The organism is Actinoplanes sp. NPDC026619, from assembly GCF_040638295.1.
In the GTDB taxonomy this organism is placed as follows: Bacteria; Actinomycetota; Actinomycetes; order Mycobacteriales; family Micromonosporaceae; genus Actinoplanes.
On the sequence record NZ_JBEZYA010000021.1, the window covers coordinates 162,814 to 179,992 of the forward strand.

Annotated in this window: 16 protein-coding genes; all 16 read left to right on the forward strand. The window is 71.5% G+C overall.

Annotation, left to right across the window (positions count from 1 at the left end; genetic code table 11):
• Positions 1–41 precede the first annotated feature (41 nt).
• Positions 42–1,961: a multicopper oxidase domain-containing protein gene (locus tag AB0E90_RS36650; RefSeq protein WP_360416187.1), complete on the forward strand. Its 1,920-nt coding sequence runs from the start codon at positions 42–44 to the stop codon at positions 1,959–1,961.
• Between the two features lie 86 nt (positions 1,962–2,047).
• Positions 2,048–2,737 carry a response regulator transcription factor gene (locus AB0E90_RS36655; protein ID WP_360416189.1) on the forward strand — a complete coding sequence of 230 codons (690 nt, stop codon included), beginning with the start codon at positions 2,048–2,050 and terminating at the stop codon, positions 2,735–2,737.
• Positions 2,734–4,083, forward strand: coding sequence for a HAMP domain-containing sensor histidine kinase (locus AB0E90_RS36660; protein ID WP_360416191.1), 1,350 nt, complete (start codon positions 2,734–2,736; stop codon positions 4,081–4,083). Before AB0E90_RS36655 ends, AB0E90_RS36660 begins: the two co-directional genes overlap by 4 nt.
• A gap of 64 nt (positions 4,084–4,147) precedes the next feature.
• Positions 4,148–4,663 carry a hypothetical protein gene (locus tag AB0E90_RS36665; RefSeq protein WP_360416193.1) on the forward strand — a complete coding sequence of 172 codons (516 nt, stop codon included), beginning with the start codon at positions 4,148–4,150 and terminating at the stop codon, positions 4,661–4,663.
• Positions 4,660–5,730 (forward strand): peptidoglycan-binding protein, encoded by a 1,071-nt coding sequence (locus AB0E90_RS36670; RefSeq protein ID WP_360416195.1) that lies wholly within the window; start codon positions 4,660–4,662, stop codon positions 5,728–5,730. The genes AB0E90_RS36665 and AB0E90_RS36670 overlap by 4 nt, the downstream gene beginning before the upstream one ends.
• A 59-nt stretch (positions 5,731–5,789) precedes the next feature.
• Positions 5,790–6,467, forward strand: a complete 678-nt coding sequence (locus tag AB0E90_RS36675; protein WP_360416279.1) for an ABC transporter ATP-binding protein — start codon at positions 5,790–5,792, stop codon at positions 6,465–6,467.
• Positions 6,464–7,693: an ABC transporter permease gene (locus tag AB0E90_RS36680; protein ID WP_360416197.1), complete on the forward strand. Its 1,230-nt coding sequence runs from the start codon at positions 6,464–6,466 to the stop codon at positions 7,691–7,693. The genes AB0E90_RS36675 and AB0E90_RS36680 overlap by 4 nt, the downstream gene beginning before the upstream one ends.
• A 99-nt stretch (positions 7,694–7,792) precedes the next feature.
• Positions 7,793–9,196: an NAD(P)/FAD-dependent oxidoreductase gene (locus AB0E90_RS36685; RefSeq protein WP_360416199.1), complete on the forward strand. Its 1,404-nt coding sequence runs from the start codon at positions 7,793–7,795 to the stop codon at positions 9,194–9,196.
• A complete protein-coding gene (locus AB0E90_RS36690; protein ID WP_360416281.1) occupies positions 9,136–9,285 on the forward strand; it encodes a LuxR C-terminal-related transcriptional regulator in 150 nt (49 codons plus the stop codon). The genes AB0E90_RS36685 and AB0E90_RS36690 overlap by 61 nt, the downstream gene beginning before the upstream one ends.
• Positions 9,286–9,393: 108 nt before the next feature.
• Positions 9,394–9,663: an acyl carrier protein gene (locus AB0E90_RS36695; RefSeq protein WP_360416201.1), complete on the forward strand. Its 270-nt coding sequence runs from the start codon at positions 9,394–9,396 to the stop codon at positions 9,661–9,663.
• Positions 9,660–11,633, forward strand: coding sequence for a multicopper oxidase domain-containing protein (locus tag AB0E90_RS36700; RefSeq protein WP_360416203.1), 1,974 nt, complete (start codon positions 9,660–9,662; stop codon positions 11,631–11,633). Before AB0E90_RS36695 ends, AB0E90_RS36700 begins: the two co-directional genes overlap by 4 nt.
• Positions 11,634–11,664: 31 nt before the next feature.
• Positions 11,665–12,321 (forward strand): response regulator transcription factor, encoded by a 657-nt coding sequence (locus tag AB0E90_RS36705; protein ID WP_360416205.1) that lies wholly within the window; start codon positions 11,665–11,667, stop codon positions 12,319–12,321.
• Positions 12,318–13,559: a HAMP domain-containing sensor histidine kinase gene (locus AB0E90_RS36710; protein WP_360416207.1), complete on the forward strand. Its 1,242-nt coding sequence runs from the start codon at positions 12,318–12,320 to the stop codon at positions 13,557–13,559. Before AB0E90_RS36705 ends, AB0E90_RS36710 begins: the two co-directional genes overlap by 4 nt.
• 45 nt (positions 13,560–13,604) lie before the next feature.
• Entirely contained in the window at positions 13,605–14,282 is a 678-nt protein-coding gene (locus AB0E90_RS36715) for a response regulator transcription factor (protein ID WP_360416209.1), read from the forward strand.
• Positions 14,275–15,744, forward strand: coding sequence for a HAMP domain-containing sensor histidine kinase (locus AB0E90_RS36720; protein ID WP_360416211.1), 1,470 nt, complete (start codon positions 14,275–14,277; stop codon positions 15,742–15,744). Before AB0E90_RS36715 ends, AB0E90_RS36720 begins: the two co-directional genes overlap by 8 nt.
• Before the next feature lie 55 nt (positions 15,745–15,799).
• On the forward strand, positions 15,800–17,161 hold the full coding sequence (locus AB0E90_RS36725; protein ID WP_360416213.1) for a DUF2079 domain-containing protein: 1,362 nt from the start codon (positions 15,800–15,802) through the stop codon (positions 17,159–17,161).
• Positions 17,162–17,179: the final 18 nt, after the last annotated feature.

The window sequence follows — 17,179 nt, forward strand, 5'->3', positions numbered from 1 at the left end:
CGGCGGAAGACCGCGGCTCGCCGGAAACCTAATCTGGCGCGGTGACTGACGAAAGTACGGGACTCAGCCGGCGGACCGTCATGAAGGCGGCCGCTGTCACCGGCGCCGGCGTCGTGCTCGGCGGGCCGCTCGCGCGGCCCGCCGCGGCCACCGCCGGCGCCGCCGAACCGCCCATCGACCCGATTCTGGTCCTCACCAAGTTCGCGCAGCGGCTGCCGATCCCCCCGGTGCTCCGGGCGAGAGGCGCCCGGCCGGAGCTGACCGTGCGGATGCGGGTGGTCCGGCGCCGGCTGCATCCGCAGCTGCCGCCGACCACGCTGTGGACGTACGAGGGCGCCTTCCCGGGGCCCACCATCGAGGTGGAGCGCAACCAGCCGATCCGGGTGAGCTGGGAGAACGAACTGCACGGCATGATGCCGGTGGTCGCCATGAGCTATCAGGAGACCGACCCCGGCCGGGCCGTCGACCCGCGCACCAACTATCCCGGCCGGGACGGCGTCCCACCCGACGAGATGGTGGCGATGCTGCCGCCGTGGACCGCGGTCCACCTGCACGGCGGGTTCAACGGCGGCGGCACCGACGGGCGGATGGAGGACGTGATCGCGCCCGGTCGGACGCAGCTCACCCCGTTCGTCAACCCGCAACGGGCCACCGCGCTCTGGTACCACGACCACGCGATGCACCTGACCCGATGGACGATGATGGCCGGCCTGGCCGGCATGTACCTGATCCGCGATCCGGAGGAGCGGGCCCTGCGGCTGCCGTCGGGCGAGTACGAGATCCCGCTGGTGCTGACCGACCGCAACCTGGACACCGACGCCGCTGGCGCGCTGACCGGGCAGATGCTGCACAAGATCGAGCTGGTCAGCCCGAAGAAGGTGGCCCGCCCGTTCGCCGGCCCGTACAGCCTGGTGAACGGCGTGATCTGGCCGTACCTCACGGTCGAGCCACGCTGGTACCGCTTCCGCATGCTGAACTCCTGCAACGGCCGGGCGTACCGGCTGATGGTGCTGGACGACGCGGGCCAGGTCGTGCCGGGGATGCTCAAGGTGATCGGCACCGACCAGGGCCTGTTCGACAAGCCGATGCCGGCCGACGCCGACGGGGCGATCACGCTGTCCCCGGCCGAACGGGTGGATGTGCTGGTCGACTTCAAGGCCTTCGCCGGGCGCACGCTGAAGCTGATCAACACCCGGCCCGAGGTCGCGCCCGGTCAGCAGGACAAGGAGAACGACCTGCTGGAGCCGGACATCATGCAGTTCCGGGTGGCGAGCGCGGGCGGCACCGACCGGTTCGCGCTGCCCGGCAAACTGGCCGCCAGCTTCACCCGGCTGACCGCGGCCGACGTGCCGGCCGGCGCCACCACGCGATGGATCGTGCTCACCACGCCCACCGCGCCGAAGGACCCGGAGCTGTGGGAGATGGTGGAGGTCGACCCGGCCACCGTCACCGTCGCCGACCAGGGCACCGACGGCATCATCCAGCTGACCGACAAGAGCGGCCGGGCGATCACCCTCAAGCGGGTGGCCTATCGGGAGTACGACGGCACCACGATCGTCATCCCCAAGGGCGACATGGAGGTCTGGCGCTTCCTCAACATCAGCGGCCCGCCACACCCGATGCACATTCACATGTGCCGCTTCCAGGTGCTGGGCCGCGAGTACTTCCGGGTGGACGGCTGGAACCGGCCGACCCGCGGCACCCGCAAGGGCCAGCCGCTCTACTACACCTCGGACGCGGCCGTCGAGCCGCACGAGAACGGCTGGAAGGACGTGGTGCGGGTGGCCGGGCACATCGTCAGCCCGCCGATGGGCGAGATGGTCACGGTGGCCGCCGAGTTCGACACGGTCGGCGCCTCCGTCTATCACTGTCACGCGCTGGAACACGAGCCGCACATGATCCGCCCGTTCGTGGTCCTGCCCACCGAAATGATGCACATCATGGACGAGGGACACGGCTGAGCGGTCGGCCGACGGTCAGATTCAGGTCAGCTTCCGGTCAGCGTCGAGTGACAGACTGGCCGAAAGCTGTCTTTCGGGGGTACAAAGTGGCCGAAGCCCGACTTCTGGTGGTGGAGGACGAGCCCAACATCCGCGAGTTGCTGGCCGGAAGCCTGCGATACGCGGGCTTCGACGTGGTCAGCGTCGAACGCGGGCAACTGGCCGTGCAGGCGGCGCTGCGCCAGCCGCCCGACCTGGTGGTGCTCGACGTGATGCTGCCCGACATGGACGGCTTCGAGGTCGTGTCCCGGTTGCGCTCCGGCGGCAGCCGCATCCCGGTGCTGTTCCTGACCGCGCGCGACGGTGTGGAGGACCGCATCCGCGGGCTCACGATCGGCGGCGACGACTACGTCACCAAGCCGTTCAACCTCGACGAGGTGGTCGCCCGCATCCGGGCGGTGCTGCGCCGCATGCACAACGGTGCGGGCGGCGCACCCACCCGGCTCCAGGTCGCCGACATCGAGCTCGACGAGGACGCCCAGGAAGTGCGCCGGGCGGGCCGGCTGATCGAGTTGTCGCCCACCGAGTTCCGGCTGCTGCGCTACTTCATGACCAATGTCGGCCGGGTGCTCTCCAAGTCGCAGATCCTCGACCACGTCTGGCAGTACGACTTCCGTGGCGACTCGGGCATCGTGGAGAAGTACGTGGCGGCCCTGCGCCGCAAGGTCGACACCGCCCAGCCGCCGTTGATCCACACCCGGCGCGGCGTCGGCTACCTTCTCCGGCTGCCCGGATGACGCTGCGCACCCGGCTCGTGCTGGCGGTGCTCGCGCTGGTCACGGCCGGGCTCACCTCGGCCGGCGCGGCCGGGGTCTACGCGCTGCGCGACTATCTGGTCGACCGCACCGACGACCAGCTCCACAAGATGGCCACCGGCCTGCGCGCGGATGTCGCCGCGGGCCAGCCGTTCGACCCCGGGAAGATGGGCCAGCGCATACCGCGCGACGTGCTGTTCCAGATCTATCAGAGCGACGGCACGATGACCGAGTCCTTCCCGGACGACGCCACCGCCCGGCCCAGTTTCCCGGTGCTCGGCCGCAGCCTGGACCGGCCGTTCACGGCCGGCTCCTGGCGGGTGATCCTGCTGCCGGTCGGCGGCGGCCGCACGCTCGCGGTGGGCCAGAGCCTCGCCGACGTGAACGGCATCGTCCGGCGGCTGGGCGCCGCCGATCTCGTCATCGGCGCGGTGGTGCTGCTGATCCTGACCGTGGCGGGCGTGGTCATCGTCCGGCGGAGCCTGCAGCCGCTGGTGCGCATCGAGGAGACGGCCGAGGCGATCGCGGCCGGCCGGCTGTCCGAACGCGTGCCCGACCGCAACCCGCGCACCGAGGTCGGCCGCCTCGCGGCCGCGCTCAACGGGATGCTCACCCAGATCGAGGCGGCGTTCCGGGTGCGGACCGCCTCCGAGGCGAACATGCGCCGGTTCGTGGCCGACGCGGGTCACGAGCTGCGCACCCCGCTGACCGCGATCCGCGGCTTCGCCCAGTTCGCCGGGCAGGGGGAGCGGGAGAAGGCCGAGCTGACCGAGGTGATCGGCCGCATCGACGGGGTGGCCGGCCGGATGAGCGTGCTGGTCGACGACCTGCTCCTGCTGGCCCGGCTCGACCAGCCACGGCCACTGGAACGCAAGGTCGTCGACCTGCTCGACCTGGTGGCCGACGCGGTCACCGAGGCGCGCGTGCTGGCCCCGGACCGGGAGATCGCCCTCGAGGTGCGGGCCGACGCGGCGTACCACGTGACCGGCGACCCGGGCCGGCTGCGCCAGGTCATCGGCAACCTGCTGACCAACGCGGTGACGCACACCCCGGCCGGCACCCCGGTCACCGTGCTGCTCTCGGCGACCGGCGGCTCGGCCGTGGTCGAGGTGGCCGACAAAGGGCCGGGACTGAGCGAGGAGCAGGCGGACCGGGCGTTCGAGCGGTTCTACCGGGCCGACCCGGCACGCTCCCGCGACAGCGGCGGCAGCGGCCTCGGCCTGGCCATCGTGGCGGCCCTGGTGGCCGCGCACGGCGGCACCGTGCGGCTGCACACCGCGCCGGGCGCCGGCTGCACGTTCCGGATCGAGCTGCCGCTGGCCGCCTGACGGTGGGCGGACTTTCGGCCGGTGGGCGGCGTACCGGTCAGCTTCCGGAGCCAGGCTTCCCGGCATGACGAAACTACGCATCGCGGCGGGAGTGCTGGCACTGTTCGTATTGGCCGGCTGTTCCTCGTCGAAGGACTCGGACGACGGGGTGGCGAGCGCGGGGGGCCAGGAGAACAGCAGCGCCGCCCCGTCCGTGGCGCCCAGCCGTGATCTGGCCAAGTGGGCCGAATGCATGCGCGGCGAGGGCCTGCAGGTCAGCGATCCGAACACCGACGGGCAGGCGCTGTCCACCGACGGTTCCGCGGTCTCCCAGGAAAAGCTCCAGGCCGCGTTGAAGAAGTGCCAGCCGTACGTGACCGGCACGACCGGCAAGGCCACCGACTCCGACAAGCTCGAGGCGTTCCTCAAGCTGGCCAAGTGTATGCGGGACAACGGCTACCCGATGCCCGACCCGCAGATCGACGAGAGCGGCGAGATCAGCTTCCCCACCAAGATCGACCGGAACGCGCCGAACTTCAAGACCGCTCAGGACGCCTGCCGCGATGTCGGCCCGAAGGGTGGCCCGGGGAGCGGGTCGTGAGGCGCTGGATCGTGGTTTCCGGCGTCACGGTGCTGGTGCTGGCCGGCGCGGGCACGGCGGCCTGGTTCGTCGTGGACGACTCGGCCTCGGCGTCCGGACAGGAGACCCCGCGGATCCCGGCCACCGCCGACGTCGAGCGCGGCGACCTGGTGGACACCAAGACCGTTTCCGGCACGCTGGGCTACGCCGGCGAGCGCACTCTGGTCTCCGGGCTCAGCGGCACGCTGACCTGGGCGCCGGCGCCCGGTGCGACGCTGACGCAGGGCAAGGCGCTCTATGCCGTCGACCGCAAGCCGGTCACCTTGATGTACGGCAACACCCCGATGTACCGGACGCTGGACACCTCCGCCGCCGACGGCCCGGACGTGCGCCAGTTGGAGGCCGACCTGGCGAAGCTCGGCTACACCGGTTTCACCGTGGACGACGACTACACCTCGGCCACCGCCGACGCGGTGAGCCGGTGGCAGGCCGACCACGGGCTGGACCAGACCGGCGCGGTCGACTCCGCGCAGATCCTGTTCCGGCCCGGCCAGTTGCGGGTGCGCGAGGTGAAGGCGGCCGTCGGCGACAAGGTCGCGGCGGGCAAGGCCATCCTGGACGTCAACGACCAGAGCCGGCTGGTGACCGTTCCGCTGGACGTCGTCGACCAGGAGATCGCCCGGACCGGCGCCGCGGTGAGCATCGAACTGCCGGACAACTCGATGACCAAGGGCAAGATCTCCAAGGTGGGTACGGTCGCCACCGCGCCCGCCTCCAGCGGCAACAGCACCTCCACGGCGACACCCACGATCACGGTCGAGGTGACCCTCGACGACCCGAAGAAGGTGGGCAGCCTCGACCAGGCGCCGGTGAGCGTCACCATGCAGAGCGAGACACACAAGAACGTGCTGTCCGTGCCGATCGAGGCGCTGCTCGCGCTGAAGGAGGGCGGCTACGGCCTGCAGGTCGTCGAGGGTGCCGCCACCCGGATCATCGCGGTCGAGGTCGGCATGTTCGCCGGCGGCCGGGTGGAGGTCAGCGGCGGCGGCGTCGCCGCGGGCATGAAGGTCGGGGTGCCGCGGACATGAGAGCCGTCGAGGTGACCGGCGAGCGGCTCGCGCCGGTGGTCGACCTGGCCGCCGAAGCCGTGGTGGACCTGCACGAGGTGACCAAGGTCTATCCCGGAGGGGTGCGCGCGTTGCGCGAGATCGACCTGCGCATCCGGCGCGGCGAGCTGGCTTCGATCATCGGGCCGTCCGGCTCGGGCAAGACGACGATGCTGCACATCGTCGGCACGCTTGATCGGCCCACCTCGGGGGAGGTGCGCATTGCCGGGTACGACGTGAGCACGCTGAAGGACCGGGAGTTGTCGGCGCTGCGGGCACACCGGATCGGGTTCGTCTTCCAGCAGTTCCACCTGTCGTTCGGCATCCCGGCGGTGGACAACGTCGCGGACGGCCTGCTCTACACCGGCCTGCCGGCGCGCCGGCGACGGGAACGGGCGGTGGCCGCGCTCGAACGGGTCGGTCTCGGCCACCGCCTCGGCCACCGTCCACATCAGATGTCCGGCGGCGAGCAGCAGCGGGTCGCGGTGGCGCGGGCGGTGGTGGGCGACCCGCCCCTGGTCCTCGCGGACGAGCCGACCGGCAACCTGGACAGCTCGTCCGGCGCCGAGGTGCTGCGGCTGCTGCGTGACCTGAACGCCGAGGGCACCACGGTCGTGATCATCACGCACGACATGGAGGTGGCGGCCGCGACCGATCGCCAGGTCCGGATGCGGGACGGGCAGATCGTCGAGGACGTGCGCACCGGAGGAAGCTCATGAGCCGGCACTCGAGTGTCGCGGACCGGCCGCCGGGTCTTCCCGAGCTGCCACCGTCCCGGCTCGCCGCCGCCGACGTGGCCCGGGTCGGCGCCGTCGGGCTGCGGGCCCGCCCGGTCCGGGTGCTGCTGTCGTCGCTCGGCATCGCCATCGGCATCGCCACGATGATCGCCGTGGTGGGCATCTCGTCGTCCAGCCAGGCCGACCTGCTGGCCCAGCTCGACCGCCTCGGCACCAACATGCTGACGGTCACGCCGGGGCAGACCCTGTTCGGCTCGAACGCCAAGCTGCCGGTGGAGTCGGTCGACATGGTGCGCCGGATCGGCCCGGTGACGGCGGTCAGCGCCACCGGCATCGTCCCCGGCACGGTACGGCGCACCGACCGGATCCCGGCCACCCAGACCGGCGGTATCTCGCTGCGGGCCACCAGTCTCGACCTGCTCGACACGTTGCAGGGCAGGGTGGTAAGCGGCGCCTGGCTGAGCGCCGCCAATGAGGGCTTCCCCGCCGTCGTGCTGGGCTCCACGGCGGCCGACCGGCTGGGCCTGCTGACCGCGAGCAACCAGGTGTGGCTGGGCGACCGCTGGTTCACCGTGGTCGGGGTGCTCGACCCGGTGCCGCTCGCGCCCGAGATCGACCGGTCGGTGCTGATCGGCTGGCCGGCCGCCGAGAAGTACCTGGACTTCGACGGACACCCGACCACCATCTACGAGCGGTCCGAAACGGATGCGGTCGAGGACGTCCGGGCGGTGCTCGCCCGCACCGCCAACCCGGCGAACCCGCAGGAGGTCGCGGTCAGCCGGCCCTCCGACGCGCTCGCGGCACGGGCGGCGGCGGCCGGCGCGTTCACCAGCCTGCTGCTCGGCCTCGGCGGGGTGGCGCTGCTGGTGGGCGGCGTCGGCGTGGCGAACACCATGGTCATCTCGGTGCTGGAACGGCGCCGGGAGATCGGGCTGCGCCGCTCGCTCGGCGCCACCCGGGGCCAGGTGCGCATCCAGTTCCTCACCGAGGCACTGCTGCTGTCGGGTCTCGGCGGGGTGGCCGGCGCGCTGATCGGCACGCTGGTGACGGTCGGGTACGCGTACACCCGCGGTTTTCCGGCCGTCGTGCCGGCCTGGGCCTTCGGCGGGGGATTCGGCGCCACCCTGCTGATCGGGGTTCTCGCCGGGCTCTACCCGGCGATCCGGGCGGCCCGGTTGTCCCCGACGGTGGCGCTCACCGCGACCTGATTCCTCCCCCGGGCGCCCGGGGGCTCCTCCTGCCGGGGGAGCCCCCGGGCGCGTCCGCGGGTGGAAGACCGCGCGCTCGCACGCACCTAGCGTGCGGGCATGGACGATTACGACGTCATCATCCTCGGCGCGGGGATCGCGGGCTCGATGCTCGGCACGATCCTCGCCCGCAACGGGGCGAATGTGCTGCTGGCCGACGCGGGCGTGCATCCGCGCTTCGCGGTCGGCGAGTCCACCACGCCGCACACGCTGAACATCTTCCGGGTGCTCGCCGACCGCTACCAGGTGCCCGAGATCGAGGCCCTGGTGAACTACGACCGGTGCCTCGCCGAGGTGGGCCCGACCGCGGGCACCAAGAAGCACTTCGGCTTCATGCTTCATCACGAGGGCCGCGAGCCCGACCCGCTGGAGGCCAACCAGTACGGGACCTCGATTCCGCACCTGCAGACCAGCCACCTGTTCCGGCAGGACAGCGACGCGTTCCTGTTCCACACCGCGATCCGGTACGGCTGCGTGGCCCGGCAGGGCTTCGCCGTCACCGAGGTGGAGCTCGGCGACGATCAGGTGGCGGTCCGCGGCGCCGGTGGCGAGCGCATCACCGCCCGGTACCTGGTGGACGGCAGTGGTTTCCGCTCGCCGGTCGCCCGGGAACTGGGTCTGCGGCCCGAGCCGAACCCGCTCAAGCATCACGCGCGCTCGCTGTTCACCCACATGCTCGACGTGAAGCCCACCGACGACTGCCTCAAGGACCCCGGTTCCGCGCACGTGCCGTGGGCCGACGGCACCATGCACCACCTCATCGAGCGCGGCTGGTTCTGGATCATCCCGTTCAACAACGATCCACGCTCGATCAACCCGCTCGTCAGCGTCGGCCTGACGTTCGACGAGCGGCGGTATCCCAAGTCCGACGACATGACTCCGGAGGCGGAGTTCATGGAGCACGTGGCCCGGTACCCGCTGCTCGAGCGGATCTTCGGGGACGCCCGGACGGTTCGCCCGTGGGTGTCGACCGGCCGGCTGCAGTACACCTCGACCAAGACGGTCGGGCATCGGTGGTGCCTCATGTCGCATGCCGCCGGCTTCATCGACCCGCTGTACTCGCGGGGCCTGACCAACACCGGGGAGTTGATCAACGCGCTGGCCTGGCGCCTGCTGGCCTCGCTCGAGGACGACGACTTCGCCGAGGAGCGGTTCACCTTCGTCGAGGAGCTGCAGCAGGGGCTGCTGCGGCACAACGACGAGATCGTCAACGCCTCCTACATTCGCCGACCGAGAAACTGTTGGACGCGGTGCGCGCCGCCGCGACCGGTAATGCATTGCTTTCCCCGTCGATCAACCGGCGGCTTATCGAGGAATTCGCCCGCCGCCCGCCGCCCGGCACGACTTCGACGCCGCAGTTGTCCCGTCTCACGGATCGGGAACGCGACGTGTTCAACCTGTTGGTGCGCGGTTACCGCAACGACGACATCGCGCGCTCGCTCGTGCTCGGCGAGAGCACGGTGAAACCGCACGTCCAGCACCTCTACCAGAAGCTCGGGGTGCGCGACCGGGTGCAGGTGGTCATCTACGCGTACGAGAACGGGCTGGTCTGACTCATCACGCAGACGGGCGCCGGTTCATCACGCGGGCGGAAGACCGGCGCACCGGCCGTCGGTAACGTCCCCGGACGAGAGCCGACAGCTTAATGTGGAGGTAGACCCGTGGCAGCCGATGTGTTCACCGACGAGGACGTGCGGGCTCTGCTGGCCGCAGTGGGGGCCGACCAGGCCCTCGGCGCGGCGGAGTACTCCCGCTCCTTCGAAGACCTCGATCTCGACTCGCTCGCCCGCGTCGAGATCGCCAGCCGCGTGAAGACGCGGTTCGGCATCGACATCGGGGACGACCTGGTGGCGGAGCTCTCGCCGGCCGGGATGAAACACCTCGTCAACAACCGGCTCGGCGCCGTGGTGCGCCCCGGGAGCCCGTTGTGATCGGGCACACCGACAACACCGTCGAGATCGACGCTCCGGTCGACTTCGTGTGGCGGCAGACCAACGACGTACGCACCTGGCCCGGTCTCTTCACCGAGTACGCCGCTGTCGACGTGCTCGAGGAGGCGTCCGACTCGGTCACCTTCCGGCTGACCATGCACCCGGACGACAACGGCGACGTCTGGTCGTGGGTCTCCACCCGCACGTGGGACGAGCAGGCCCGGCTGGTGCGGGCCCGCCGGGTCGAGACCGGCCCGTTCGAGTTCATGAACATCACCTGGACGTACGCGGCGATCGAGCCGGACCGCACCGTCCTTCGCTGGGTGCAGGACTTCCGGATGAAGCCCGCCGCCCCGGTGGACACCGCGGCGATGACCGAGCGGATCACCCGGAACTCCCGGATCCAGATGGACATCATCAAGAACAAGCTGGAGCAGCGCCGGCGACGCGTGATCGGCTTCCACGAGGTGCCGTCCAACGGCCGCCGCGGCGGTGACCTGCACCGGGCGGTAACGCCGGCCCTGCTGGACTGGCCCCTCACCGCGAGAGAGGGAGACCCGGTGTCCGATGTGACAGAGCAAGGCCCGGTCAGCCGCCGTACGGTGCTGGGGGGACTGGTGCTCCTCGGCGCCGGCGGCGTGGCGGGCGCCTGCCAGTCGACTACCCCCACCGCCAAGAGCTCGCAGCCGGTGCCGCGCTTCGCGATGCCACTGCCGATCCCGCTGGTGCTGCGGCCGGTGCGGTCGACGGCGACGACCGACTACTACGAGATCACCCAGCGGCCGGGCCAGGCCGAGATCCAGCCCGGCACGCGGACCGCCATCCTCGGGTACGACGGGGTGTTTCCCGGCCCCACGATTCGTGTCCGCAGCGGACGGGAAACCGTGGTCCGGCACACCAACCAACTCGGCGGTCCGCACTCGGTGGTGCATCTGCACGGCGGGGTCACGGCACCGGAAAGCGATGGATACCCGACCGACATGGTCCTGCCGGGGCAGTCGCGGGACTACGTCTATCCCAACCGGCAGCGGGCGGCCACCCTCTGGTACCACGACCACTCCATGGACGGCACCGCCGACAACGTCTACCAGGGCCTCGCCGGCATGTACATCATCGATGACGACCGGAGCGCCGGGCTACCGCTGCCGCGCGACGAGTACGACGTGCCCCTGGCGCTGGCGACGAGGGTGCTGGACGCGGCCGGGCAACTGCAGTTCAGCACCGACAACGACGCCACCCTCACCGGGATCGTGCTGGTCAACGGCGCGCCGTGGCCGGTGCTGGAGGTGGCCCGGCGGCGTTACCGGTTTCGCCTGCTGAACGCGGCGAACGCGCACCACTTCCGGCTGGCGCTCTCCACCGCAACCCTGTTCACCGCGATCGCCACCGACGGCGGGCTGCTCGCCGCGCCGGTGCGGGCCCCCGAGATCATCCTCGGCGAGGGGGAGCGGGTCGAGGTGGTGCTCGACTTCGCGGCCTTTCCGCCGGGCGCTACCGTGACGCTGCTCGACCGCAACGCCGCCGGCATCCAGGGCGAGGTGATGCGCTTCGTGGTGGCCCGGCAGGCAACCGACGACAGTACGGTGCCGGCCAGGCTGGGCGAGGCGCCGCCGCCCCCGCCCGCCGGGGCGCCCACCCGCCGGATCCCGTTCTTCAGCAAGACCATCGACGGCCAGAAGTTCGACCCCGGGCACGCGCTCTACACCGTCGATCTGGACCGCACCGAGGTCTGGACCCTGCACGGGAGCGAGAAGCACACCGTGCACACCCACCTGGCGCAGTTCCAGGTGCTGGATCGGGGCGGCAAACCGCCGCCGGCCTACGAGCGAGGATGGAAGGACACGGTGCGGCTCGGCGAGGACGTACGCGTGGCGGTGCGTTTCTCAGGTTTTCGCGGGCGGTACCTGCTGCACTGCCACAACCTGCAGCACGAGGACACCGGCATGATGGCCCGCATCGACGTGCGGTGAAGCATCGGCCCGACCCGGAAGGCGGCGCACCGTGCGGGTGCTCGTGGTGGAGGACGAACGGGTGGTCGCGAGCGCGATCGCCGAGTGGTTGCGCCGGGAGTCGTTCGCGGTCGACGTGTGTCACGACGGCGATCAGGCGCTGGAGCGGCTCGCCGTCAACGACTACGACGTCGTGGTGCTCGACCGCGACCTGCCCGGCACCGGCGGGGACGAGGTGTGCCGTGGCCTGGCCGGCGCCGAGCGCAGCACCCGCATTCTCATGCTCACCGCCGCGGCCGAGGTGCACGACCGGGTCGCGGGTCTGGCCCTCGGGGCGGACGACTACCTTCCCAAGCCGTTCGCGTTCGTCGAGATGGTCGCCCGGGTGCACGCGCTGGGCCGCCGCACCCGCCCGGCGCTGCCTCCGGTGCTTGCGCGGGCCGGCATCCGGATGGACCCGGCCCGGCGCGAGGTCTATCGCGACGGCCGCTACATCCCGCTGACGCCCAAGGAGTTCGCGGTCCTGCTGGAGCTGATGCGGGCCGGCGGCGCCGCACTGTCCAGTGAGGATCTGCTCGATCGGGCCTGGGACGAGAACATCGACCCGTTCACCGGCGTGGTCCGCGTGATCATGCGCAAGCTGCGCCGCAAGCTCGGCGAGCCCAACCCGATCGAGACCGTCCCGGGCGGGAGGTACCGCATCCCATGAACCGCTTGTGGCCCCGGAGCTGGACCGTCCGGCTACGCCTGACCGTGCTGTACGCCGTGCTGTTCGTGTTCGCCGGCGCGCTCCTGCTCGGCCTCACCTACCTGCTGGTGCGGCACAATCTCAACCGCAGCCCGTGGGCCGACGGCGGGAATCTGATCCGGGTCGACACCGACGCCGGCCCGGTGCTGAGCCCGAGCGGTGACGCCGCCCAGGGCCCGCAGCGGATCCAGGACGAGCTGCGCCGGGCCGGCCTGAACTACGCGGCCCGCGACCGCGACTACCGGGAGACGCTGCTGCGCTCGATCGTCAACCGCGGCGCCGTCTCGCTCGGCGTGGTCGGCGTGCTCGCGTTCGGCCTGGGCTGGATCGTCTCCGGCCGGGTGCTGCGCCCCCTCGACCGGATCACCGCCACCGCCGGGCGCATCGCCGCCACCCCGACGGCCGACCGGGGCCTGCACGAGCGGATCGCCCTGGCCGGTCCGGCCGACGAGATCAAGCGATTGGCCGATACGTTCGACACCATGCTCGAGCGGCTCGACCAGGCCTTCGAGGGGCAGCGGCGGTTCATCGCGAACGCGGCGCACGAGCTGCGCACCCCGCTGGTGGTCAACCGCTCGCTGCTGGAGACCGCGATGACCCGGCCCGCGGCGCCGCCCGCCGTGCACGAGCTCGGCCGGCAACTGCTCGACTCGGCCGGCCGGCAGGAGCGCCTGATCGAGTGCCTGCTGACCCTGGCCCGCTCGGAGAACGGCGTCGCCGCGGCGGTGCCGGTCGACATCGGCGGCATCGCCGAATACGCGGCCGACATGACCGAGCCGGCCGCGACCGCGGCCGGTGTGTCGATCATCTGCGAGCCGTCGCCGGCCCTGAGCGCCGGGGATCCGGTGCTGCTCGAGCAATTGGCGCTCAACCTGGTCGGCAACGGCGTGCACCACAACCTGGCCGAGGGCGGCACGGTGTGGGTGACCACCCGCCGCCGCCCGGACGGCCGGGCCGAACTGACGGTCGGCAACACCGGCCCGCAAGTGGCCGCCGAAGCGGTCGAGCGCATCTTCGAGCCGTTCCGCCGGCTGGGCCGCGACCGCACCGGCGCGCACGGCGGCGTCGGGCTGGGCCTTTCGATCGTGCGGGCGGTGGCCCGCGCCCACGGTGGCACGGTCGAGGCCCGTCCCCGCCCCGGTGGCGGCCTCACCGTCGCGGTGACCCTGCCGCCGCCGGAGGCAGAGCCGGCAACCTGAAACAGGTTTCAGGATCGTGCGGGCCGGTGCTGTCAGGATGACCTGGTGCGGCTGCTGATTGTGGAAGACGAGCGTGAACTGGCCGAGTCCCTGCGTCGCGGCCTGACCGCGGAGGGTTACACCGTCGATGTGACTCACGACGGCCACACCGGGCTCGAGCACGCCCTGAGTGAGGGCTACCAGGCGGTGATCCTCGACCTGATGCTGCCGCGGATGAACGGCTACCAGGTGTGCGCCCGGCTGCGGGAGCTGGGAGTGGGCACACCGGTGCTGATGCTCACCGCCAAGGACGGCGAGTACGACGAGGCGGAGGCCCTGGACACCGGGGCGGACGACTACCTGACGAAGCCGTTCTCGTACGTCGTCCTGCTGGCTCGCGTGCGAGCCCTCCTGCGCCGCGGCGGTGAGCCGCGGCCGGTGCGGCTGACGGTCGGTGATCTGGTCGTCGACCAGGCGCGGCGGGCCTGTTCGCGCGGGCCGACCCCGATCACGCTGACCGCCAAGCAGTTCTCGGTCCTGGCCTGCCTGGCCCGCCGGGCGAATGCGGTGGTGAGCAAGGCGGAGATCCTGGACGAGGTGTGGGACGCCGCCTACGAGGGCGACCTGAACATCGTCGAGGTCTACATCCGGGCGTTGCGCCGCAGCATCGACGTGCCGTTCGGCGTGCGGAGCATCGAGACGATCCGCGGCGCCGGTTACCGGCTGGTCGACGCCCGTGCCTAGGCCGCAGCTGCCGGTTCGGGTCCGGGCGGCGGCCGCGGCGGCGCTGGCGGCCGCGTTGTGCCTCGGCGGCGGGGCGCTCTGGCTGCGCCAGGTGATCTACGAGAACAGCGTGGCGGGGTCGATCGCGACCGCGCGGTCGCAGGCCCTCGCCATCGCCTCGACCTACGACACGACTGCGGCCAGGGTCAACGCCGACGGGGGCACGCTGGCCCGCGGCCCGGTGGACTGCGACATCGAGAGCGACCCTGCGCACTGTATGTACGACAAGTGGTACGAGTTCCCCTACTACGGCATGGGGATCAGTTTCGCGGTGGTCGACAACCAGGGCAAAGTGCTGCTGGCCCAGAACCAACTGGCCTATTACGTACGGGAGAGTGGGCTGACTTTTCCCGCCACGTCACCACACTTCCTCTTCGACCGCGTCGACGTCCTCCTGCGACCCGCCCGCAGTGGCGCGGAAGGGCAGCTCGACGGTCGCGAGGTCACTCTGGTGAGCTATGTCGGTCCGTCGAGTACCGAGGACCTCAGGACGACCGTGTACATGCTCATCTCTCCGCTCGACGCGGAGGCCGCCGTGGCCCCGGTCGACCACTGGCTCCGCCGCGGTCTCCCCGCCGCCGTGCTGTTCGTCGCCGCGGTCGCCTGGTGGGCCGCCCGGCGCGCGCTGCGCCCGGTCGAGCGGATGCGGGCCGAACTGGCGCGCATCACCGCCGCCGACATGAGCAGCCGGGTGCCCCAGCCACGCACCGGCGACGAGATCGCCCGGCTGGCCGCCACCATGAACGCGACCCTCGACCGGCTCGCCGACGCGGCCGAGCGGCAGCGCCGGTTCGTCGCCGACGCGGCGCACGAGCTGCGCAGCCCCCTCGCCGGCCTGCGCAACACCATCGAGGTCGCGGCCACGCACGGTGGCGCCGTCGACCCGGAGGTGCTGCGCACCGGCACCGAGCGGCTGCAGCTGCTCACCGAGGACCTGCTGCTGCTCGCCCGCCTGGAACGCACGGCGCCGGCAACCGGGAAGCCGGTCGACGTCGCCGCGGTCGCCGAGGAACTGGCCGGCGAACGGCGCTACCGGGTGCCGCCGGACGAGCGCTTCACCGTGGTGGCGCCGGATCCCGCACTGGTGCTCGGGCGCGAGGAGGAACTGGCCCGGCTGCTGCGGAACCTCCTCGACAACGCTTCCCGGTTCGCGCAGGAGCGTGTCGTCGTGACGGTCACGAAGCCGGCGCCGGACGTCGTACGGGCGGAGGTCCGCGACGACGGCCCCGGCATTCCGGCCGCCGACCGGGAACGGATCTTCGAACGGTTCGCGCGCATCGGCGAGGCCCGCGACCGGGGCCACGGCGGCGCCGGACTCGGCCTGGCCATCGCCCGCGACATCGCGGAACGCCACGGCGGCCGCCTCCACGTGGCCGACTCGACCGGCGGCGCCTGCTTCGTGGCCGAGCTGCCGGCAATCTGAAGCTTCTTCAGCTCGCTTCAGTGGCGGTTCAGCCGCGGCCCCCGAATCTCGCCGCATGTCCGCAACCGCTGTCCGTTCCCCCGTCACGCCCGCGCGGGTCACCGCCCCGGCGCCGTACCTGCTGGCCGCCGTGCTGTTCGTCCTTTACGCGGCATGGTCGATACGCCGGCATCTGCGCCTGCAGACCAGCGGTTACGACCTCGGCATCTTCGAGCAGGCGGTACGCGGCTACGCCCACCTCGGCGCGCCCGAGTCGACGATCAAAGCGCCCGGCTTCAACCTGCTCGGCGACCACTTCCACCCGATCCTCGCGCTGCTCGCCCCGCTCTACCGGCTGTTTGCCAGCCCCATCACGCTGCTCGTCGCCCAAGCCGCGCTGATCGCGGTGTCATCGATACCGATCAGCCGCCTCGCCACGCGAATCGTGGGCACCGGCGCCGCGGCGAGTGCTGCAACGGCGTACGGGATGTCCTGGGGTCTGCAGTCGGCCGTTGGCTTTGATTTTCACGAGGTGGCCTTCGCCGTGCCGCTGCTGGCGTTCGGGCTGACCGCGCTCGTGGAACGTCGCTGGACCGCGGCCGCCGCGTGGACGCTGCCGCTGATCGCGGTGAAGGAGGACCTCCCGGCCACGGTCGCGGTCATCGGCCTGCTGATCGCACTGCGCGGCCGGCGCCGCCTGGGGGCCGCGATGATCGCCGTGGCCGTCTGCTCGGGCCTCGTCATCGTCGGCCTGATCCTGCCGGCCCTCAACCCCACACACATTTATGCGTACGCCGCGAGCGCGGCCCCCGACACGCAGGGCCCGCTGCACCGCCTCCTCCTGCCCGGCGTCAAGCTGCACACCCTAGCGTGGCTGCTCGCCCCGACGCTGTTTCTCGCGCTGCGATCCCCGCTGCTGCTCGTCGCGGCGCCGACGCTGGCCTGGCGGTTCTGGTCGACGAACCCCTTCTACTGGGGCATGGGCTACCAATACAGCGCCGTCCTGATGCCCATCGTGTTCGTGGCGTTCCTCGACGCGCTCGGCCCGGTCCGTCCGGCGCGGGCGGTGGTCCACGTGGCGTGCGTGTTCGCCCTGGCCGCGACGTTGCTGAAGCCGCTGCCGCTGCGCGGCCTCCTCGACCCGGACAACTGGGGCGCGAACGCCCCGGCCAGGCCGGAGCTCACCCACATCCCGGACAACGCCCGCGTCGCCGCCGACAACCGGCTGGCGCCGCAACTGACCTCTCGCTGCACCGTCTACCTGTTTCCCGGCTATCCGCAGGCCGGCGTCCGTCCCGAGTGGGTCGCCGTCAGCAACCCGCCGGACACCAGCATGGCCGCCTCGGTCACGATGGCCGCCGCCCTCGACCGGCTGCCGGCCTACGGATACCAGCTCACTCTCCGCACCGAAAGTCTGCTGCTCTACCACCGTCAGTGACGGATGTCAGCGCTCTCG

Coding starts and splice junctions, on each gene's coding strand:
- AB0E90_RS36710 (WP_360416207.1), top strand. CDS start 12,318: ATGAACCGCTTGTGGCCCCGGAGCTGGACCGTCCGGCTACGCCTGACC.
- AB0E90_RS36665 (WP_360416193.1), top strand. CDS start 4,148: ATGACGAAACTACGCATCGCGGCGGGAGTGCTGGCACTGTTCGTATTG.
- AB0E90_RS36725 (WP_360416213.1), top strand. CDS start 15,800: ATGTCCGCAACCGCTGTCCGTTCCCCCGTCACGCCCGCGCGGGTCACC.
- AB0E90_RS36680 (WP_360416197.1), top strand. CDS start 6,464: ATGAGCCGGCACTCGAGTGTCGCGGACCGGCCGCCGGGTCTTCCCGAG.
- AB0E90_RS36660 (WP_360416191.1), top strand. CDS start 2,734: ATGACGCTGCGCACCCGGCTCGTGCTGGCGGTGCTCGCGCTGGTCACG.
- AB0E90_RS36685 (WP_360416199.1), top strand. CDS start 7,793: ATGGACGATTACGACGTCATCATCCTCGGCGCGGGGATCGCGGGCTCG.